Below are 20,381 nucleotides of genomic sequence, written 5' to 3' on the forward strand. Positions count from 1 at the left end.
CTCGTGAGACAGGGCCGGGTCCTTCACTTCGACGCCGCAGCCTCACGAAAGATCGAGGTTAGGCCCTGTTTAAGAAGAGGCCGGGTCGGACACGGGTCCGCTCGGCGGCCTTGCCCGCGGCCGACCCGCGGGCGGTCGGAACAGGAAAAGCGGCATCGACGGCCGCAGGCGGCCGGGGCGGGCGGCCACCGGCCCGCCAGTAGGCGGCGGGCCACCCGGCGCACCGACAACCCTGCAGAAATGCCCGGATTTCACAGCTGGGACCGGCATTTCTGCATGATCGCCACCGATCTCACAACACACACTTCCTAAACAGGGCTTAGCGCGCTGAGGCCCTGAGGGCCGGGCCCGATGCCTCCACGCGGGATGCGTCAGCCGCCGGGCTCTGCACTCGGCGCCCTCGAAGACCGCGGAGATGGTGGCGAACCCCCGGCAGCCGCTGAACGCTCTTTCTACACTGCCCTCATGGCCTCACGCACGCTGTACCTGACGGTCTCCGCTGCCCCCGCGCCCGAAGGCCTCAGCCACCTGGTGAAGCTCCTGCAGACCGAGGGGTGGCAAGTCGCCGTGTTCTCCACGCCCACAGGAACGAACTTCCACGATGCCGCGGAATTGGAGGCGCTGACCGGCAACCCGGTGCGGGTCGAATACCGCATGCCGGGTACCGGCGCCCCGATGCCCAAGGCCGACGCCGTGCTGGCGTGCCCGTTGACCTTCAACTCGGTGAACAAGTTCGCCCAGGGGAACGCGGACAACTTCGCGATCGGGCTCCTATGCGAGATGACCGGCTACGGCGTACCCACCGTGGTGGTGCCGCACTGCAAGCCCCAACTCGCCGCGCACCCCGCATTCCAGCAGTCCCTGGCGACATTGAAGAGCATCCCCGCCGTGACGGTCCAGTTCGACCCCGAGGCCCCGTATGACCACCGCATGCCGTCCTGGCGCCATGTCGCCGACACCCTCGGCACCGTGACCCGATCCCCGTGAGGAGGCCGGCCGTGGACGCAGCCACGCGCGGGCAGATCATCCAACGCGCCCGCAGTCGCCGCGGCCTGTCCCAGGCCGCCCTGGCCGGGCTCGTGGGCCGCTCCGAATCTTGGCTCTCTCAAGTTGAGCGCGGCAAACGCAAAGTGGACTCCCATGAGGTGCTGACCCGAATGGCCGAAGTGCTGCGTATCGACCTCCATGAACTGACCGGCGAGGAGGAAGCCAGCCGGATCGGCGTTCGCTACGCCGCCGCCCGCGACATCGAGTCCGCGATGACCCGCTACACGAGCCTGGAAACCATCATCCAGGCCACAGGAGACGAGCAGGTTATCGATGTCGAGCGGCTCCGAGACGAGGCCGACCGGACCTACGCCGCTTACCAGGCCACCCGCTATGACGAGGTCGGCCGACGGCTACCCCGCCTGATCCGCGACGTGGAGGGCGCTGCTTGCAATCGCGGAGGCGACAGGCCAGCGGCCTGTTCGGCCCGCGCACAGGTTTACAACACAGCCGCGGCCGTATTGAAGCGGGTGGGGGAGCGCGAACTTGCGTGGCAGGCGGCGGATCGTGCCGTGTCGGCGGCAGAGTGGGCCGACGAACCCCTACTCGCTGCGGTGGGTGCCTACCGGCTGACCTATGTGCTCATTTCGCGGGGACGGCGGGTGGCCGCACTGGACGTAGCTATGGGTGCGGCCCATGCGCTGGAGCGGCGCATGAATCCCGGGACACCCGAGGAGTTGAGCGTCTACGGAGGCCTGCACCTGGCCGCCGCGACCGCTGCCGCCGCCGACTTCGACCGCGCCAACATTCCCCGCTTCCTCTCCGAAGCCGGGCGCGCCGCAGAACGGCTTGGCCGCGACGCCAACTACTTTGGGACCGCTTTCGGCCCTTCCAACGTGCAACTTCACACCGTGTCGACGGCTGTGGCCGTCGGCGACGCGCAGACCGCCATCGAAACCGGCGAGGCGCTGGATGTCAACAAGATTCCTGAAGGACTCATCGGCCGACGCGCCCAAGTGCAATTGGATATAGCCCGCGGCTACACGATGCGCCGAATGGACGCCGCCGCGGTCAACACGCTGTTGGAAGCCGAAAGGTTGTCTCCGCAGTTGGTGCGCTACAACCCCTCCACCCAAGAGGTCCTGACCGAACTGCTGAAGCGCGAACACGGCCGCTCTACACCTGAGCTGCGCCCACTGGCCCGCCGCACCGGGGTCGTCTGACCCGCGCTCAGCCACCCGCACTTCTGTGCGGGTTTTTTACCATCGCGGTAGTACGGATCGCACCGCTGGACTGCGCCTATGGTCGGTACGTGGTTGACGACATTCCCGTGCCGGCGTTTTCCCTCGATGAAGCCGCGGACGAACGACTTAGGGCCGATCCCGGCCGTGTCTGGCATCCCACGATCGGTGGAGCCCGCCAGTATGCGGAAACGTCATCGCATCTCACATCAGAACACGAGACATCGAGGTATTTCCGGATTCACCGGACCACAGTGGAACAATCGGTCCGCAAACCGACACCGGAAAGACTTGACCATACCCCCGCGCATGGAGGAAAAATGAACGACTTTATTCCCCCGGCCGCTCCGAAAACACCGACCGGGATCTTCATGGCCCCGCCCCGGGAGATTGTGCAGAGCCCTGAACAAAGCCATGAATACAAAAAGACCTCGGGCTCGTCCGACTCCGCGCACACCTACGACACCACCGCCCGCTGACCAACTAACCCGGCAAATAGGTGACCCCAGGACGGAGCCCTCATGTTGCGATTGCGATTGACCCCCTACAGCGAGAATCCGTCCTGGTACTGGTCAGGGACGTGCTTTCACACGGCCGACAACCGCAACCGAGTGGAACCGTTCAACCACCCGATGGTCGAATACCTGGCCGCCACCGACGGACGTCGGACCCTTCTCATGGTGCGCGAACGCGTCGCCGACCGCCCGGCCTGCACCCCTGAGGTCCGGCACCTTTCCTCGGGCGACTACAACAACGCCCTCGATGCCGCCAATAAGTGGCCCACCGACTACGTCCTTATCGAAACCGATCCGGGTCGGCCCGTGCGCGTCAGCGCCGGCGCCGCCCGCACCACACCCCTCTACCTGGCCAACAACAGTTCGACCCTGTTCGGGTCCTGGGACATGGGCAACCTGCGCGAACACATCGCCGGGATCAACCCCCGGGAAGCGGCGCGCCTACTGATCTTTCGCCCCCGCTACAGCACGGAAACCCTGTTCCGCGGCATATACCGGCTCACAGAACGCGCGACCGCGCACTTCGGCGGGCATCTATGGATCAGCTGCCCAGATCCTGCAAGGCACCGGCAACCGCGGGAGCTGGTCTCCGGCGCTGATGTCCTTACCGCCTTTGTGGAAACCATGGACGCCTCCATGGACCGGCGCCCTTGGGCAGCAGATAGCACCTTGTTCCACCTGACCGGCGGGTTCGACTCGGGCACCGTGGCCATGCGAGCAGCCGAGCGGTTCCCCGGACTGTTCCCGACGTCGGCTCTGCTCATCGGCGGACCTGGGCGCGAACAGCAGATCCGCCGCCGCTCCGAGATGCGTTCCGGGAGTCCGTTCGCCGAAATCGATATTTCCGTCGACGCCATGAAGTACCCACCGCTGGCGCCAGAGTGCCGGTGGGTCGGCGGGAATGTCATCAATCCTCTGGAAGAGCCACTGCACCACCCCTTCACGCAACTGGCGCGTGCGGTGGCCGAGGTCGGCGCCCGCACCGTAGTGACCGGCCTCGGCGGTGACGAGATGGTTGCGCTCACTCAAGAGGAGGAACCGCACAAGGGATTGGGCGAGATCACCGACGCGCAGGTCCTACCTTGGATCGGGCCACGAGCACGGGCTGCGCTGGAGTTCGCTGACGACAGCATCGCGCCCCCGGCGCCCATCAACAGCATGACCCTGCTGTCCCTGGAGACCACCGCTCCGGTATTGCTGCGCGAAGGGCTCTGGCCGATGCACCCCTTCGCCGATCCGCTCATGGTCGATTTGGGCGAGCAGCTTCCGTTCGCCTGGCGCGAGCTCAAGCAACTGCAACGCCGCCGTATGGCCTCCCTGGGGATGGGCCATGAAGTTGTCCACCCGGTCGAACGGGAGTCTTTCGCCGAGGTCGTCGAACATGCCCTGACCGTCCATGCACCTCCGTTGTTCGCCCGTATGCTCACTGACGGGTCGCCCTTGTTCGACGAAGGCCTGGTTGACCCGGACGGGCTGCGAACCGCCGCCGACCACCTGACTTCCGCGGACTACCAAGAGGAACGGGACTCCAAGATTTTGGAAGTGCTGAGTCTGCATATGAGTGCCGAAGCGGCTCTCGGCCAATGAAGGGACAGCGCCCTGTGTTCACGATGCGCCCCGCCACGGGCGACGACATTTCCGCCGTCGCGGCGATGATCCACGCACGCTGCGACTGGATGGAAGAACGCGGCATCCCGTCCTGGCGTGCGAACGCCGCCGATCTTGCGGCGCAGGCCGGCAACGGTGCCATGTGGGTCCTTTATGCGGACGGGCGCATGGTCGGATGCACTACGGTCCTCTCCCAGGCCCCGCCCAAGGACTGGAAGTCCCAAGAGGCGGCTGAGCCTGCCCTGTACTTGTTCACGACGGTGACCGACCCCGCGTACCGGGCCCAGAAGCCCGGATCGGTCATCGCCCTCTGGGCGGTGGACCGCGCGGCGCAGCAGGGCCGCGCCTGGGTCAGGCGAGGGTGCTTCTCCCCAGAGCTAGCGCGGTACTACGAACGGCAGGGTTTCACGCTGATACGGGAGCAACAGCGCAAGAGCCTCCGTGTGTACCTGCTCGCACGACGAACCGAACGCATCGACCTCGGCTCACTGGGACTGGCGCGGACGGCGTCGGCCCCCACCGGATCCCCACCGACGCCGGCGGTGTCGGACTAACTGCGAATCTTCCGCCACCACCTGCGGAAACGTCACCGCACCGGCAGCCCCGTGACCGCTCGGCCGATGATCAGTCTTTGGATTTCGCTGGCGCCCTCGAAGATGGTGAAGATGGTTGCGTCGCGGTGCCAGCGTTCTACGGGGTATTCGCGGGTGTAGCCGTTGCCGCCGAGGAGGCGCATGGCGTTTTGGGTGACCCAAGTGGCGGTTTCGCTGGCGAAGAGTTTGCTCATGGAGCCCTCGGCCTGTGCGAACTCCTTGTCGTTGCGGCCCATCCAGGCTGCGCGCCAGACCAACAGGCGGGCGGCGTCGATGCGGGTGGCCATGTCGGCGAGGGTGAAGGCCACGGACTGGTTGTCGCCGATGGGCTTGCCGAACTGCTCGCGTTGGACGGAGTAGTCGCGGGCGTACTCGTAGGCGGCGCGGGCGCAGCCCACTGCCATGGCGCCGACGCTGGGGCGTGATGCCTCGAAGGTCTTCATGGCGGCCTGGCCTTTGGACGGGCGCCCTTCGCGGGCGCGGGCGAGCCGCTCGTCCAGGCGTTCTTTGCCGCCGAGCAGGCAGCGGCCGGGTACCCGCACGTCGTCGAGGACGACCTCGGCGGTGTGGGAGGCGCGGATGCCGTGCTTGGCGAACTTCTGGCCCTGGGACAGTCCCGGGGTGTTGGGCGGGACGACGAAGCTGGCCTGGCCGCGCGAGCCGAACTCGGGCTCGACGGAGGCCACCACGACGTGCACGTCGGCGATGCCGCCGTTGGTGGCCCAGGTCTTGGTGCCGTTGAGCACCCACTCGTCGGTGGCCGCGTCGTAGCGGGCGCGGGTGCGGATGGCGCTGACGTCGCTGCCGGCGTCGGGTTCGGAGGAGCAGAACGCGCCGAGCCTGACGTCATCGGCGCCGCCGAACATCTCCGGCGCCCATTCGAACAGCTGCTCCTGGGTGCCGTTGCCCGCGACGGCGACGGCGGCCAGTGCGGTGCCGGTGAGCGACAGCGCGATGCCGGGGTCGCCCCAGTACAGCTCCTCGAACGCGACGGGGATACCCACGCCGCTGGGCTCCATCCACTGGTTGGCGAAGAAGTCCAGCGAGTACAGCCCGATCTTGGCGGCCTCCTGCAGCACGGGCCAGGGGGTCTCCTCGCGCTCGTCCCATTCGGCGGCGGCGGGGCGGATGACGTTGCGGGCGAAGCCGTGCGCCCAGTCGCGGACGTCGCGGACGTCCTCGCTGAGCTCCAGGCTGAAGCCCGGGGCGGGGCTGTCGGCGGTCTCGCTCATCTGCACTCGTCCTTCGGGTGGTCCTCGCGGCGCGAGGGAACGGCGGGGGCGGCACAGCTCGGCGCGCCGGCGCACGGCGGCCGCGGCGGGTGCCCCCGGGCACCCGCGGACACCTGGACGCCCGAACCCGTGGGCACGCGGGCGCACCGGCCGCACCGGCCGACCAAGCAAGTGTTACCAACGGTAACACGCGGGTCCGGTCCCCGAAAGCGCGCCCCGGAACCCTGGAACCAACACCGACCCCGGAAACCCGCATCGCCCACCCGCAACTACTCCTCGGCGTGGCGTTCCAGGAAGGTGTAGACGTCGGTCTCGTCGACACCGGGGAAGGTCCCCGACGGCAGCGCTGAAAGCACGTGCGAGTGGGCGCGCGCCGACGGCCACACGTTGCCCTCCCACCGCGCGGAGAGCTCGGCCGGCGGGCGCACGCAGCATTCGCCGGTGGGGCAGTTGGACTTGGTGCGGTTGGTGGTTTCGCGCCCCCGGAACCACCGCGACTCCTTGTAGGGCACGCCCAGCGTGATCGCGAAGTTTTTCTCGCGGCTGGGGTCGACGTGGGCCACGCACCAGTGCGTGCCGTTGGGCTTGTCGGTGTACTGGTAGTAGATCGAGTAGCGGTCGGGCGAGGCGAACACCTGGCGCCCCGACCAGTAGCGGCACATCCGCTGGCCCTCGATCGCCCCGGTGTCGTCGGTGGGGAAGGTCAGCCCGTCGTTCTCGTAGGCCTTGTAGATGATCCCGGTCTCGTCGTTGCGGATGAAGTGGCAGACGAGGTCGAGGTGGCGGTTGGCCAGATTGGTGAACCGGTGCGCGGCCATCTCGTAGGAGACCGAGTAGACGTCGCGCAGGTCCTCGACCGACAGGTCGCGCAGCTTCTTGGCCTCCTGCAGGTAGGGCACTGCGGTGGATTCGGGGATGAGCACGGCCGCGGCGAAGTAGTTGGCCTCGACCCGCTGGCGCAGGAAGTCGGCGAAGTCGCGCGGCTGGCCGTGGCCGAGCACGAAGTGGCCCAGGGTCTGCAGCAGGATCGTGCGCGGGCTGTGCATGCCCAGCGATTCGCGCTTGAGGTAGAGCCGCCGGTTGCGGGTGTCGGTGACCGAGCGCACCGAACGCGGCAGGTCCTGCACGTAGCGCAGCGTGAAGCCGTGGTGGGTGACGATCGACAGGATCTGGCCCTGGGAGAGCGCGCCGCTGCTGTAGCCCACGGCGTCCAGGGTCTCCTGGGCGGCTTTCTCGATGACCTCGAAGTAGTTGCCGCGCTCGCGCATCTGCCGGCGGAGGTCGGCGTTGGCGCGCCGGGCCTCCTCAGGGGTGGCGGTGGGCTTGACGGAGCGGCGCTTCAGTTCGTCGTAGAGGCCGACGATGTGTTCGAGCACGTCGTTGGGCACCCGCTTGCCGACCTTGAGGTGGGGCAGGTCCAGCGAATGGTAGACGGGGTCGCGCTGGGCCTCTTCGACCGCGATTTCGAGCTGGGCGCGCCGGCTCGGCGGCTGGCGCGAGAGCAGTTCTTCGACCGACACCCCCAGCGCCTGCGACAGCGCCGTGATCAGGGAGAGCTTGGGTTCGCGCTTGCCGTTCTCCAGCAGGGACAGCTGCGAGGGGGCGCGGCCGACACGTTCGCCGAGGTCCGAGAGCGTCAGGCCGCGGGTGCGGCGCAGGTGCCGCAGCCGCTGGCCAAAGGTGACCAGATCCAGATCGCCCGGCAAAGACGGTATTTCTTCAGTCCCGAAGTACGCCATGCGTTCATGGTACGGAAAGATTCCCATATCTTCACCCGGATACGGCTCGTAAAACCCGCCCATGTTGCCAAGAATCGGGGTTACCGGCGGGAAACAAGCCGCCCGGCAGGGACCGACGCCCCTGCCGGGACTGCTCCCCGACCGGCACGACTACCAGGGGAAACACGTTAAGGCGGTGACAGGCCATGAGTATCAGCGGTCGTCAGCAGCAAGCGGCAGCCGAACTTCGCCACGAGTGGGAAACCGACCCCCGGTGGGCGGATACCGAACGCACCTTCTCCGCCGAGGACGTGGTCCGGCTCCGCGGTTCGGTCACCGAGGAGCACACGCTGGCCCGCCTCGGCGCCGAGCGGCTGTGGAACCTGCTGCACACCGAGGACTACGTCCATACGCTGGGTGCCCTCACCGGTAACCAGGCCGTCCAGCAGGTCCGCGCCGGCTTGAAGGCCATCTACCTTTCCGGCTGGCAGGTCGCCGCCGACGCCAACCAGGCCGGCCACACCTACCCCGACCAGAGCCTGTACCCGGCGAACTCGGTGCCCCAGGTCGTCCGGCGCATCAACAACGCGCTCCAGCGCGCCGACGAGATCACCTGGTCGGAGGGCGACGAGGACGCCCCGTACTGGATGGCGCCGATCGTCGCCGACGCCGAGGCCGGGTTCGGCGGCGTCCTCAACGCCTTCGAGCTGATGAAGGGCATGATCGCCGCCGGCGCGGCGGGTGTGCACTGGGAGGACCAGCTCGCCTCGGAGAAGAAGTGCGGCCACCTGGGCGGCAAGGTGCTGATCCCCACCGGCCAGCACGTCCGGACGCTCAACGCCGCCCGCCTGGCTGCCGATGTCGCGGGAGTGCCCTCGCTGGTCATCGCCCGCACCGACGCCCAGGCCGCGACCCTGGTCACCAGCGACGTCGACGAGCGCGACCGCCCCTTCATCACCGGCGACCGCACCAGCGAGGGCTTTTACCGGGTTCGCAACGGGCTCGAAGCCTGCGTGGCCCGCGGCCTGGCCTACGCCCCCTACAGCGACCTGCTGTGGATGGAGACCTCCACGCCCGACCTGGAGGTCGCCCGCCAGTTCGCCGAGCGGATCAAGGCCGAGTACCCCGACCAGATGCTGGCCTACAACTGCTCGCCGTCGTTCAAATGGCGCCGCCACCTCGACGACTCCACCATCGGGAAGTTCCAGCGCGAGCTGGGCCACATGGGTTACAAGTTCCAGTTCATCACGCTGGCCGGGTTCCACTCGCTGAACCACTCGATGTTCGACCTGGCCCAGGGCTACGCCGAGCGCGGCATGCCGGCCTATGTCGGGCTGCAGGAGGCGGAGTTCGCCGCCGAGGAGCGCGGCTACACCGCGACCCGCCACCAGCGCGAGGTCGGCACCGGCTACTTCGACCTGGTCAGCACGGCGATCACGCCGGACGGCTCGACCACCGCGCTCACCGGCTCCACCGAAGAGGACCAGTTCTCAGCGGCTCACTGATACTGGTCCTCATCCCTGACGGCAGACCCGCCCCGCTTTCGTGGCTGGGGCGCGGCGGGCCGCCGTCGCCCTTCCGCCGGCCTCGCGGCCGCACGTGTCACCCGCGGGGCCGGCGGAGGCACCGTCCGGCCCGGGCGCCCCTGCGGCGTCCGGGCCGACGACCGCCCGCAGCGGGGCCCGGCGCGGCCTGCCCGCATGCCGCGCACAACCGTCGGCGGCGGCGCCTGTGTGCGGGCCGGTGGCGCCGGCATGCCATCATCGGGACCATGCCCGAGCCCACCTCCGACGAGCGCGCCCACCAGCCCGAGGATTCGGCCCCGCCGTCCGAGGACTCCGCGCCCCAGGCCGCGGAACCGGCGCCAACGGGCTCACCCGCCCGGGCAGCGCAGCCGCCCGCGGTTTACGAGTCCGCCCCGCTGACACGGCGGCTACTGGGCGGCGAGGTCGCCCTGGTGCTGGCGCTGTCGCTGGGCGCCGCCGCCGTCTCGGCGGTGATCTCCTTCATCGGCTCGCTGACCGCGCCGGAGTCGCTGGCCGAGCAGACGGCCAGCCTGGTCGGCTCGCAGGCGGCCGACCAGCGCCCCTGGCTGGACCTCGCCCGCCAGCTCACATCGGTGGCCTTTGCGATGGCGCCGGTGGTGCTGGCCGTCCACCTGCTGCACCGCACCCGCCAGTCGGCCGCCTCGATCGGGTTCGATGTCACGCGCCCCGGCCGCGACCTGCTCGGCGGCGCGGGTCTGGCCGCGCTGATCGGCGGCGGCGGCCTGGTCGTCTACCTGGTCTCCTACCAGCTCGGCCTGACGGTGACGGTTGCGCCCAGCGACCTCAACGAGCACTGGTGGACGGTGCCGGTGCTGCTGCTCCAGGCCGCCAAGAACGGCGTGCTGGAGGAGGTCATCGTGGTGGGCTACCTGATGCTGCGCCTGGAGCAGCTCGGCTGGTCGCCGTTGGCCTCGGCGGTGACCAGTTCGCTGCTGCGCGCCTCGTACCACCTGTACCAGGGGGTGGGCATGTTCTTCGGCAACCTGGTGATGGGGCTGGTGTTCTGCTGGTTCTACCGCCGCTACGGCCGGGTGATGCCGCTGGTGGTGGCCCACTCGGTTATCGACATGGTCGCCTTTGTCGGTTCGGTCTATCTGATCGGCCACTTCGACTGGCTGCCGGGCGGCGGTTAGGGCGAGCGCGGACGGCGGTGCCGGCCGCGGTTCCGCCGGCCGGATCCGGCGGGGAATCAGTAGCGGTCGCCGGCTCCTAGAACAAGGACGAGACCCCACGCAGCGCTGAGCACGCAGGCGATGGCTCCGCCCAGGGCAAAGAACGCATAACCCCTCATCTGCAGCTTCGACTCGATGATCTCGGCGTTGGACGGGTCCGCCGGGTCGTAGGCCACGGTGATGCGCCGACCGCGGCGCAGCCGGGTGAACGAGCTTTGCACCCTGGGTTCGACCTCCATGACGCGCCCGTCGCGTGTCTCGAAGCGGAACCTCACCTCCTTCGAGTTCTCTGCGTCGTTCTCGACAGAGACGACCGTGCCGGGAACCCGCTCGCCGTTGCGGCGCAGTTCGAGCGACCGCACGAACCGCTGTGCCGAGAAGACCGCCAGCATCCCCCAAAAAGGTGCGGTGGTCAGAAGTATGACGTGTGCCAAGGCGGCTTCCTTGTGATCCCGGTGCAGCGCGGATAAGTGGACCGAGGCGGAAGGTGCCGGCCACCCGCCGCGGCGTGGTGGAGTCAGTAGCGGTCGCCGGCTCCCTCGATGATGTTCAGACCGCCCAGCACGCTGAGCACGCAGGCCAGGGCCGCGGCCAGAGCGACGAATACGTAGCTCACGAGCTGCGCTTTCGAGTCGATGATCTCGGCGTTGAGCGGGTCCGCCGGATCATAGGCGACGGTGATGGATTGGCCGCTCCGCAGCCTGTTGAACGCACTCTTGCCGCTGGGGGACGTCTCCATCACCCGTCCTTCGCGTGTCTCGAAGCGGAACCGGACTTCCCGCACGCCTGCGCCGTCGTCCCGCTCGGATTGGACGGAGACGACCGTTCCGGGCGCGCGTTCACCGGTGCGGCGCAGCCGGAGGAGCTTGGCGGTCTGTTTCGCCGAGAAGACCGACAGCGCCGCCCACAGGGGCGCGGTGAGTAAGAGGAGGATGTGTGCCAAAGCGACTCCTTGTGATCCTGGTGTCGTGCGTAACGGCCGGTGGCTTGGGCCGGTGCGGCGCTTTCCGACCGGTCGGCGCCGGCCCCTCCGGGGTCCGCCGGAGGGGCGGAACCGCTAAAACACGCCGAGAGCCGCTGCGCCCAGCACGAGGCAGACGACGGCCACCGACGCGATGATCAGTTGGTGCACTCGGATCCGCGCCCGCCAATCGACGATGTCGGCGCGCGGCGGTCTGGCGGGGTCGTAGACGACGGTCACCCGCTGACCGGGGCGTGCCCGGGCGAATGCGAGTGCGAGCCCGGGTTTGGCGTCGACGGTGCGGCCGCCGCCGGTCTCGAAGCGGACCACGAGGCGCTGCTTCCCGCCGCTGCGCTCGGTCGGCGGCGCTTCGCCGACCGCGGTTCCCGCGGCGTTGACCGGCACCCCGCCCTTCGGAACGGAGACCGCCGTCCCTTCCGCACGGTTGCCGCGCCGGCGCAGCCGAAGCAACCGGATGAGCCGGAGGATCCAGAAGCCGGCCAGCGGAGGGAACAGGAACAGGAACGCCAACAGGTAGGCCGCGACGCCGATGAGAACAAGGTCCATGCCGACTCCTCACGGGTGCGCTCCGTTCGGCGGTCCGGGCGGAGCACGTTCGGCGCCCAATGATGGCAGCACCGCCTCGGCGGCGCGGCCGCAGGCGGCGGGCCAGCCCGGCGCACCTTATGATCATGCAGAATGCCCAAATATTGGCGCTGAGATGGGCATTTCTGCAGGGTCATCGCCGACCGCAATCCCGGAAACCGACATAACGGACACGCGCCCGCCCACCCGAGCCGCCCGCTGCCCTTGTCGCCGCCTTTGTCTGCAGACCACCCGCCGCCCGGCAGACCGCAAGGCCGCACAGCCGGCCGTTGCCGCCGCCGAAGGTCCTGGTTGCCCGAGTGCCCCGCCGGCGGGCGGATCACCGGTCACCCGGTCACCCGTAAATGAATCGTCCAATCAGCACACTAGGTCGTGAACAAAAAGGAAACGCAGAGGACACTGCCGACCAGCATCACCGCCACCATCCGCAACCCGCCCCGAAGCTGCGACTCCGTATCCATGATCTCGGCCCTGTCGGGGCTCGCCGGATCGTAGGCCACCGTGATGGGCTGGCCCTCGTGGAAGTCGTCCTTCGCAGCCGAGCTCCAGGTCTGGTCCGCGACGATACGGCCGTTCGGCGTCTCGTAGTCGAACACGACGTTGCGCATGGGAGAGTTATCGCTCCCGCCCCTATTCCACTTGAGGGCGACGATGGTCCCGGATACGCGGGTGCCGGTCCGGCGCAGCTCTCTAGCCCTCAGGAGGTTTCGCGCCAAAACGATCGCGGCCGCCAAAAAGGCCGCCGCACTGAGCAGCGCGACCAAGTCGTCTACAAAAAACTGTGGCACGGGGCGCTATCTCCTTATGCGGCGGCGCAGCGTCCGGCGACCCGGCGGCGCAGGGGCTCACGGGCGAAGTGGGCAGCCTGCCAGTCCGGCCGCCGCCGGGACAAGACCACCACCGGGAGCGCTCCCACCGCGCCTGCGGGTGCCGGTACGCCCCCGCACCGGCGTGCGCCCGCCGCTACCTCACCCGTTCCCGGGCAGCGAGTCCTCCAGATGCCGGGGCCGGCCCAGCAGGAGACCCACGGCAAGATTGGCGGTGACCATAATCACAACCAGCACCAGTGGAGCGTGCCAACCGCCGGTAAGTTCGTGCAGCATGCCGAACAGGAACGGACCGGAACCGGCCATCAGATAGCCGATACTCTGACTGGAGGCCGACATCGCCGCGGTGGCCCCCGACGTACGGGTGCGCACCGCGAAGAAGGTGAGCGCCAGGGTGAACGTGGCCATGCCCAGCCCGATCAGCGTGGTCCACACCCACGTGCCCTGCAGCGGCGACACCCACAGCCCGGCCAACCCGACGGCGTAGCAGGCGAAGAAGAAGACAACGAACGCGCGGTGGTCGCGCACACGCGCCATCAGCCCTGGCAGTACCAGCGACAGCGGCACCGCCAGCGCGGTGAGGTACGAAAGCATCAGCCCCGCCTGGGCCGCGCCCATGCCCTGGTCGCGCAGCATCTCGGCGTACCAGCCGAACATGATGTAGGCGATCGTCGACTGGGTGCCGAAGAACAGCACGCTCTGCCAGCCCATCGCGGTCTTCAGCACGTGCCCCAGGCCGATCGGCGCCGCTCCGCCGGCGCGCGGCGGGTTGTGGCGCAGCAGCGCCAGCCACGGCACCGCCGCCAGCAGCCCGAAGGCGCCGTAGAAGCCCAGCGCCAGCCGCCAGCTTCCGCTGGCCTGCTCGACGGGCACGGTCGCGGCCGCCGCCATGGTGGTGCCCAGCGCCAGGAACGTCGTGTAGACGGTGGTCATCGCACCGACGCGGTCGGGGAAGTGCTGCTTGACCAGGGTGGGCAGCAGCACGTTGCCCACGGCGCCGCCGGACAGCGCGATCGCGCTCAGGGCGAGGAAGGGCAGGGCGCCGTCGACCAGCGGCCGCGTGGACAGGCCGATGGTGAGCGCGACCAGCGCCGCGGCGAGCAGGCGGTGTTCGCCCAAGCGGCGGATCAGCACCGGAGTCAGCGACCCGAACAGCGCGAAGCACAGCACCGGAAGAGTGGTCAGCACGCCCGCGAGCACGGCGGACATGCCCAGGCCCGAGGTGACCTCGGTCAACAGCGGGCCGACGCTGGTGATCCCCGTCCGCAGATTCACCGCGGCCAGGGCGATGCCGCCGATCAACAGCCACGCGATGTGGCGCGGCCGCCCGCGGCCGGATCGGTCCGCCGCACCGCCCCCACTCGCGGGCGGCACGGCTGTGTCTGCTGAGGCGCCCGTCACGCAGTCCTCCCGGAGTTGTGTGGGTCAAGAGATGGGATCACAGGATCTACATCATGACCGTAACGCATTCGCCGCGAAGGCCGACTCACGGCCGGGACTGGTCTAAGCTCCGGCCTAAACCGCCCGCACAACCGACCGGCCATCCCGCTCTTGGCCGCCACCCGTAGGAGGTATCGCGTGCCTCTCGCTTCGACGCGCCGCACTGGCCTCGTCGACCAGGTCATCAGCCAACTGCGCGCCCAGATCGACTCCGGCGAGTGGGGCATTGGCGACCGGATCCCCACCGAATCCGAGCTCTCCGACCAGCTGGAGGTGGGACGCAACACAGTCAGGGAGGCGGTCCGCGCGCTGGCACACGCGGGACTGCTGGAGATCCGCCAGGGCGCCGGAACATTCGTGCGGGCTTCCAGCGAACTCGGCGGAGCGCTGCGCCGCAGGCTGGAACGCTCGCGCCTGCGGGAGAACCTGGAGGTGCGCCGGGCCCTGGAGATGGAAGCCGCGCGCCTGGCCGCGCTGCGCCACACCGAACAGGACCTCGCCGACATCGACCGCTCCGTCGCTCTGCGCGACTCCGCCTGGAGCGAGCAGGACATGGCCGGGTTCGTCGAGGCCGACTTCGGCTTCCACCGCACGATCGTCAACGCAACGCACAATCCGCTGCTGATCGACCTGTATGACGACATCGCGCAGGCCGTGTACGAAAGCATCGCCCACACCGCCTACGGTCGGCCCGAAGCCGACGGCGGGATGGACCACAAGGGCATCGACCATAACGGGCTGGCCGATGCCATCCGCGCAGGCGACCCCGACCGCGCGCTACGCGAGGCCGCCTGCTATCTCGACGAACTGCTGTCGCTGGCCGGCGACTGAAGCAGCAGGCTGCAGCCCACGCGCCAGACGGCCTCAAGGAGTTGGCCGCGGGGCGGATCGGCGTCGGCGCTGAGCGCCTCGGCCATCAACTCCCGGAAGGCGCCCAGGGTTGCGGCCGCGGCCAGGCGGGGCGGGAAGGAATCGTCCAGCTCGCCCGCGCGCTGGGCCTTGGCAATGCTGCGCGCGGCGGTGTCGATCTGGCGCTCCAGCCGCACGGCGTCGGTCTGCGCGGCTGCGGGCTCGCGCAGCCGCCGTCCCACGATCATCCTGGCCAGCGGCGCGTCGCAGAGGAAGTCGATCTCCCTGCGCAGGCGCGCGTACTCGCAGGCGGGCCAGCCCATCAGGCCGTCCTCGGCCATCCGGGTGTTGAAGACCTCGGAGTCGTAGCCGTCGTAGAAGTCGTCGACGACTGCGGCGACCAGGCCGTCCTTGCCGGTGAAGTAGCGGTAGAGCAGCCCGGCCGAAACCCCGGTACGGCGGGCGACCGCGGTCACCTCCAGCGTGCCGTCGCCGCTGAGGATCTCCGCACGGGCACCGGCCAGTAATCGCGCCCGGGTCGCCCGCCCGCGCGCCGACACGGCGCCGGGCGGCTCGGGCCTCCCTTCGGTGGCGCCGCCTGCGGCGTCGCCGCCCGCGTTCGTGTGGTCGCTCATCGTAATTCCAGGTGCGTTAGGTGTGCCCGGGCGGTCTTGCTCGGACCACCAGTGTGCCGGGGTCCGGGGCCGCTCAGGGCTCGGAAGCCGGATCCGGCCGCCCGGCCGCGGCACACGAGCCGCCGCCGGATGGTTTCGGCGGCAGCGCCGGGAGGGTGCGGTTCGCCGATTCAGGGTTGCCGCAGTACCCGCAGATGTCGCGCCAGGAGTCGTTGCCGCGCCGCGCGCACAACCGGCAGTCCCACCGGGAGGGTGCTGTTCGCTGTTCCACGGCGCATCACTCCGAGTGCGGCAGCCGCGGCGGCGGTACGCGGTCGGGCGGGAGGTTGAGCAGCCGCTCCAGTTGGATGTGGGAGTCGGACCCGAGGGTGGGCGCGAACCGGCTGTCCATCCGGTTGAAGTAGGGCCGCAGGCTGGCGTAGTAGGCGCCGAAGGTGCCGTCTTCGTTCCGGGATGCCCAGACCCGGTACATGGAATTGACCTGATTGAGGTCGATGAGTCGGGTTTGTATCTCTAGGGGAAAGTCCGAATAGTCGGTTGCCATGGAGACCTTTGCCCTTCCTAGTAACGGACTGACATCCAAAGCTTCCGACATCGATCTAGCTCCCGGCTACCGGGTAGTACCGACGTGGGCAGACTTCCGTTACCTGGTATTGCGCGGAAGTACACAGGTAGTAGATGGTGTTGGCATGGACCTAAGGTTTGGCTTGGAAGTTCGCCAACTACGGGAGGCAGCAGGACTTTCCCAGACTCAGCTTGCTCGTAAGGTTCCGATTTCGCAGTCGCAAATCTCCGCGATCGAACGAGGCGCAAAAGGGACAACCGAGCCCCAAGCCGTGCGACTCGACAGCCTCCTTAACGCCAACGGGAAACTGACAAGGAGGTGGGAGGACTCCCGACGCAAGGCACGCAGGTACGCCGACTGGTTCGCCGGTGTGGCCGTGACTGAACGCGAGGCAACGGAGATCCGCGAGTACTGCCCGCTCATCGTCTCCGGACTCCTCCAGACCAAGGCTTATTCGCGTGTTGTATTCAGGCAGGGGCGTCCACTCGATACTGAGGAGGAGATCGACGAACGCGTCAAGGCACGGATGGAGCGACAGGAAGTCCTCTATCAGGACCGGCCACCCCTGCTACGAGTGATCATCGAAGAACACGTCCTCTACCGCCCGATCGGCGGTAAGGAGATGATGGCCGCCCAACTAGAGCACTTGCGAGCGATGGCCGAACGACCGCACGTCCAGATCCTCATCGTGCCCATGGAATCAGAGACATGCCCGGGTCAGGACGGTGGGTTTCTCCTCTTCACAGTTCCTAAGAAGGGCACGGTGTCCTTCACCGAGACCAAGGTCAGCGGCCACCCTTCCGACCATCCGGACATAGTAGGGACATACCAGACTTTATTCAGCGACCTCGCGACTGTGGCCCTGCCCCCGTCCGCATCACTGCGACTTATCAGGGAGAATCTCAACCATGATCAACAGTGAATGGAGCAAGAGTTCCTACAGTGAGGGCGCAACCAACTGCGTCGAGTGCCGCGCTGGGGAGGGGGCAACCCAACTCAGGGACACCCAGAACCGCGACCAAGCCCCCCTGACCTTCCCCCACCACGAGTGGACCGCCTTCATCACCGAACTGCACTCCCTCTAACCCCCTCCGCCTCTGACCGCCCCTCCCCCACTCGCCCCCGACGCCCCGGCCCCCGGCGCCGGGGGTCTTTGCGTTGGCCCGGCCACCGGCCCGGTTACCCTTCCGCTCCCCCGCTGTGCTAAATTCCTCGGCTCCGGCGTTCCGGACCTGCTCCCGCAGGGCCGTGCCTCAACCTCGATCCGCCAGAAGGAGGGCACGGCACGGTGCGGGTGTATCTCGCGGTGTTCGCTCATGGGCTGCGCCGCTATTCGGAGTACCGGACGGCCACTGCCGCCGGTGTCATCACCAACAGCGTCTTCGGCGCCATCAACGCCATGGTGCTCCTGGCCGTATTCGCCGCACAGCCGCACATCAACGGCTACAGCGGCGTCGACGCCGTCACGCAGGTCTATGTCGCGCAGGCGCTGATCGGGCCGAGCGCGATCATGGGTCCGCCGCTGGAGCTGTCGGAGCGGATCCGCAGCGGCGACATCGCCGTCGACCTGCTGCGCCCGGTGAACCCGATGTTGTGGTTCATGGCCCAGGACCTCGGCCGCGCCGCCTATTCGGTGGTTTTCCGCAGTCTGCCGACGTTCGGCGTGGGCGTTGTGCTGTTCCCGCTGGTGCTGCCCGCTGATCCGGTCCGGTGGCTGGCCACGCTGGCAGCGTTCCTGCTGGCCGCGGTGGTGGGGTTCGGCCTGCGGTACCTGTATGCGGTGGCCGGTTTCTGGATCGTGGATACCCGCGGCCTGGACTCGCTCGGCGCCCTGCTGGGGCCGTTCTGCTCCGGCATGCTGCTGCCGCTGGTGCTGTTTCCCGACGCGTTGGCGGGCGTGCTGCGCGCGCTGCCGTGGTCGGCGCTGGTGCAGGTGCCCGCCGAGATCCTACTGGGAAAGGCGACGGTGCCGGGCGGCAGCGCAGCGGGCGGTCTGCTGTTCCAGGCGGTGTGGGCGGCGGCGCTGGTCGCCGCCGGTGCGGCGCTGACCGCTCGGGCGACCCGCCGGCTCGCGGTGCAGGGCGGGTGAGCGGCGTGCTGTCCTATCCCCGCCTGGCCTGGACCTGGACGCGTGCGGTGGCCCAGTATCCGATGTCGCTGGCGATGCTCACCTTCGCCCAGGTGGCGAGCAGCGCCGCCGAACTGTGCGCGGTGCTGTTCCTGTTCGGCCATACCGGGCGCCTGGCCGGGTTCACCGTGTACGAGGGGGTGCTGGTCTACGGGCTGGCGGCAATGGCGTTCTCGCTCGCCGACCTGCTGCTGGGGTCGGTCGAGCGGCTGGGCGAGCACATCCGCACCGGCGCGTTCGACGTCATGCTGGTCCGGCCGGTGCCCGCGCTGGTGCAGCTGGCCACCGACGGGTTCTCGCCGCGCAGGCTGGGCAAGACGGTGCCGGCCGCGGCCGCCCTGGGCTGGGCGCTGTGGGAGCTGCCGATCGAGTGGACGGCCGCCCGGGTGGTGATGCTGCCCGTGTTCATCGTTTCCGGGGTGGTCATCTGCTGCGCGGTGTGGGTGATCGGCGCGTGCCTGCAGTTCGTGATCGCCGATGCCCGCCAGGTCGCCAACTCGGTGACCTACGGGGGCCAGGCGCTGACCGAGTACCCGCTGGCGGTCTACGGCCGCGACGTGGTCCGGGCTGTCACGTTCGTGGTCCCGCTGGCGTTCGTGAGCTGGCAGCCGGCGCTGTTCCTGCTGGACCGCACCGACCCGCTGGGCATGGCCGCGTGGCTGCGTACGGCCTCGCCTGGGGTCGCCCTTGTACTGGCCCTGGTCGCCGCCGCGGTGTGGCGGGCCGGGGTGCGGCGTTACCGATCGACAGGGAGTTGACCGTGACCGCGGAGATCGAGGCCGAGGGCCTGGGCAAGATGTTCACTGTTGCCGAAGGGCCGCTCCTGCGCCGCCGCAGGCACCGGGTCAGTGCCGTGGGCGGGGTGTCCTTTGCGGTGGCGGCGGGCGAGATCGTCGGCTACCTGGGACCCAACGGGGCGGGTAAATCAACCACGATGAAGATGCTGACGGGCATCCTCACGCCCAGCGCCGGACGGCTGCGGGTGTGCGGGCTGGAACCGTCCGTGCAGCGCACGGCGCTGGCGCAGCGTATCGGCGTGGTGTTCGGGCAACGAACCACGCTGTGGTGGGACCTGCCGCTGCGCGACAGCCTCGCGCTGACACGGCATCTGTACCGCGTCGGTGCCGTGGACCACCGCCGCCGCCTGGCCGAGCTGACCGAGGTGCTGGAGCTGGCGGACTTTCTGGCCACGCCGGTGCGCCAGCTCAGCCTGGGCCAGCGGATGCGCGGCGACCTTGCCGCGGCGCTGCTGCACGATCCGCGGCTGCTGGTGCTGGACGAGCCCACTATCGGGCTGGACGTGGTGAGCAAGGCGGCCATCCGCGACTTCCTGCTGCGGCTCAACGCCGAGCGCGGCACCACCATCCTGCTCACCACCCACGACCTGGGCGATGTGGAGCGGCTGTGCCGGCGGGTGATGGTCATCGACGGCGGCCGGTTGGCGTTCGACGGCGACCTGGCCGGGCTGCACGCCGCCGCGCCCTCACCGCGGACGCTGGTGGTGGATCTGGACGGGACACATCCGCCCATCGAGGTGCCCGGTGCGCGAACGGCCGGTGTCGAAGGCCCGCGCCAGTGGCTGGAGCTGCGCGGCAACCCGGCGACGGTGATCGCCGAGGTCACGGCGCGCTACCCGGTCGCCGACATTGCCTTGCGCGAACCCGACATCGAGGAAGTGGTGCGGCGCATTTACACCAACTAGATCGTTGATGGGAGTTGTTGTGTGTACCGGTCAGTGGTCGTAGGCGATCAGTGAC

Annotated in this window: 22 protein-coding genes; 13 read left to right on the forward strand and 9 right to left on the reverse strand. The window is 68.7% G+C overall.

The genetic code is table 11. The annotated features are described in order from the left end of the window. The first annotated feature begins 465 nt into the window (after positions 1-465). The 5 genes from ACYVD5_RS22750 (at position 466) to ACYVD5_RS22770 (ending at position 4,905) form a co-directional block, all read left to right on the forward strand. Positions 466-987, forward strand: a complete 522-nt coding sequence (locus ACYVD5_RS22750) for a flavoprotein (protein WP_461003160.1) — start codon at positions 466-468, stop codon at positions 985-987. 11 nt (positions 988-998) lie between these two features. Beyond that, positions 999-2,210, forward strand: coding sequence for a helix-turn-helix domain-containing protein (locus ACYVD5_RS22755; protein WP_461003161.1), 1,212 nt, complete (start codon positions 999-1,001; stop codon positions 2,208-2,210). Between the two features lie 89 nt (positions 2,211-2,299). Then, the gene (locus ACYVD5_RS22760; protein WP_461003162.1) at positions 2,300-2,707 is read left to right on the forward strand and encodes a hypothetical protein; all 408 of its coding nucleotides are present in this window, start codon (positions 2,300-2,302) and stop codon (positions 2,705-2,707) included. Positions 2,708-2,839: 132 nt separating this feature from the next. After that, positions 2,840-4,330: an asparagine synthase-related protein gene (locus ACYVD5_RS22765; protein ID WP_461003163.1), complete on the forward strand. Its 1,491-nt coding sequence runs from the start codon at positions 2,840-2,842 to the stop codon at positions 4,328-4,330. 14 nt (positions 4,331-4,344) lie between these two features. Next, positions 4,345-4,905 (forward strand): GNAT family N-acetyltransferase, encoded by a 561-nt coding sequence (locus tag ACYVD5_RS22770; protein WP_461003164.1) that lies wholly within the window; start codon positions 4,345-4,347, stop codon positions 4,903-4,905. A gap of 32 nt (positions 4,906-4,937) precedes the next feature. On the opposite strand, the gene ACYVD5_RS22775 is transcribed toward ACYVD5_RS22770, so the two are convergent. Then, complete coding sequence (locus ACYVD5_RS22775; protein ID WP_461003165.1) at positions 4,938-6,176, reverse strand: acyl-CoA dehydrogenase family protein; 1,239 nt, start codon at positions 6,174-6,176, stop codon at positions 4,938-4,940. Between the two features lie 269 nt (positions 6,177-6,445). Next, positions 6,446-7,882, reverse strand: a complete 1,437-nt coding sequence (locus ACYVD5_RS22780) for a helix-turn-helix domain-containing protein (protein WP_461003166.1) — start codon at positions 7,880-7,882, stop codon at positions 6,446-6,448. 218 nt (positions 7,883-8,100) lie between these two features. On the opposite strand from ACYVD5_RS22780, the gene aceA reads away from it, so the two are divergent. Then, positions 8,101-9,399: an isocitrate lyase gene (aceA, locus tag ACYVD5_RS22785; protein WP_461003167.1), complete on the forward strand. Its 1,299-nt coding sequence runs from the start codon at positions 8,101-8,103 to the stop codon at positions 9,397-9,399. A 266-nt stretch (positions 9,400-9,665) separates the two neighbouring features. Next, the gene (locus tag ACYVD5_RS22790) at positions 9,666-10,574 is read left to right on the forward strand and encodes a CPBP family intramembrane glutamic endopeptidase (RefSeq protein WP_461003168.1); all 909 of its coding nucleotides are present in this window, start codon (positions 9,666-9,668) and stop codon (positions 10,572-10,574) included. A gap of 56 nt (positions 10,575-10,630) precedes the next feature. Here the strand turns inward: ACYVD5_RS22790 and ACYVD5_RS22795 are convergent, their stop codons facing one another. The 5 genes from ACYVD5_RS22795 to ACYVD5_RS22815 all read right to left on the reverse strand — a co-directional run bounded on the left by ACYVD5_RS22795 (position 10,631) and on the right by ACYVD5_RS22815 (position 14,312). After that, the gene (locus ACYVD5_RS22795; protein WP_461003169.1) at positions 10,631-11,047 is read right to left on the reverse strand and encodes a DUF3592 domain-containing protein; all 417 of its coding nucleotides are present in this window, start codon (positions 11,045-11,047) and stop codon (positions 10,631-10,633) included. Positions 11,048-11,130: 83 nt separating this feature from the next. Next, a complete protein-coding gene (locus tag ACYVD5_RS22800; RefSeq protein WP_461003170.1) occupies positions 11,131-11,556 on the reverse strand; it encodes a DUF3592 domain-containing protein in 426 nt (141 codons plus the stop codon). Positions 11,557-11,670: 114 nt separating this feature from the next. Next, complete coding sequence (locus ACYVD5_RS22805) at positions 11,671-12,141, reverse strand: DUF3592 domain-containing protein (protein ID WP_461003171.1); 471 nt, start codon at positions 12,139-12,141, stop codon at positions 11,671-11,673. Positions 12,142-12,545: 404 nt separating this feature from the next. Then, positions 12,546-12,968 carry a DUF3592 domain-containing protein gene (locus ACYVD5_RS22810; protein ID WP_461003172.1) on the reverse strand — a complete coding sequence of 141 codons (423 nt, stop codon included), beginning with the start codon at positions 12,966-12,968 and terminating at the stop codon, positions 12,546-12,548. 180 nt (positions 12,969-13,148) lie between these two features. Then, positions 13,149-14,312 (reverse strand): CynX/NimT family MFS transporter, encoded by a 1,164-nt coding sequence (locus ACYVD5_RS22815; protein ID WP_461003179.1) that lies wholly within the window; start codon positions 14,310-14,312, stop codon positions 13,149-13,151. A 273-nt stretch (positions 14,313-14,585) separates the two neighbouring features. On the opposite strand from ACYVD5_RS22815, the gene ACYVD5_RS22820 reads away from it, so the two are divergent. Beyond that, on the forward strand, positions 14,586-15,278 hold the full coding sequence (locus tag ACYVD5_RS22820) for a FadR/GntR family transcriptional regulator (protein WP_461003173.1): 693 nt from the start codon (positions 14,586-14,588) through the stop codon (positions 15,276-15,278). Here the strand turns inward: ACYVD5_RS22820 and ACYVD5_RS22825 are convergent. Beyond that, positions 15,242-15,931 (reverse strand): TetR/AcrR family transcriptional regulator, encoded by a 690-nt coding sequence (locus ACYVD5_RS22825; RefSeq protein WP_461003174.1) that lies wholly within the window; start codon positions 15,929-15,931, stop codon positions 15,242-15,244. The genes ACYVD5_RS22820 and ACYVD5_RS22825 overlap by 37 nt on opposite strands. 277 nt (positions 15,932-16,208) lie before the next feature. Beyond that, positions 16,209-16,475: a hypothetical protein gene (locus tag ACYVD5_RS22830; RefSeq protein WP_461003175.1), complete on the reverse strand. Its 267-nt coding sequence runs from the start codon at positions 16,473-16,475 to the stop codon at positions 16,209-16,211. 145 nt (positions 16,476-16,620) lie between these two features. Between ACYVD5_RS22830 and ACYVD5_RS22835 the strand changes: the two genes are divergently transcribed. The 5 genes from ACYVD5_RS22835 (at position 16,621) to ACYVD5_RS22855 (ending at position 20,326) form a co-directional block, all read left to right on the forward strand. Continuing rightward, positions 16,621-17,418 carry a helix-turn-helix domain-containing protein gene (locus ACYVD5_RS22835; RefSeq protein WP_461003176.1) on the forward strand — a complete coding sequence of 266 codons (798 nt, stop codon included), beginning with the start codon at positions 16,621-16,623 and terminating at the stop codon, positions 17,416-17,418. Then, a complete protein-coding gene (locus ACYVD5_RS22840) occupies positions 17,405-17,581 on the forward strand; it encodes a DUF397 domain-containing protein (RefSeq protein WP_461003177.1) in 177 nt (58 codons plus the stop codon). The genes ACYVD5_RS22835 and ACYVD5_RS22840 overlap by 14 nt, the downstream gene beginning before the upstream one ends. A gap of 203 nt (positions 17,582-17,784) precedes the next feature. Further along, positions 17,785-18,585 carry an ABC transporter permease gene (locus tag ACYVD5_RS22845; RefSeq protein ID WP_461003178.1) on the forward strand — a complete coding sequence of 267 codons (801 nt, stop codon included), beginning with the start codon at positions 17,785-17,787 and terminating at the stop codon, positions 18,583-18,585. A gap of 62 nt (positions 18,586-18,647) precedes the next feature. Further along, positions 18,648-19,382, forward strand: coding sequence for an ABC transporter permease (locus tag ACYVD5_RS22850; protein WP_461003180.1), 735 nt, complete (start codon positions 18,648-18,650; stop codon positions 19,380-19,382). Positions 19,383-19,420: 38 nt separating this feature from the next. Next, a complete protein-coding gene (locus ACYVD5_RS22855) occupies positions 19,421-20,326 on the forward strand; it encodes an ABC transporter ATP-binding protein (protein ID WP_461003181.1) in 906 nt (301 codons plus the stop codon). Positions 20,327-20,381: the final 55 nt, after the last annotated feature.

The organism is Streptomonospora sediminis (assembly GCF_054778995.1).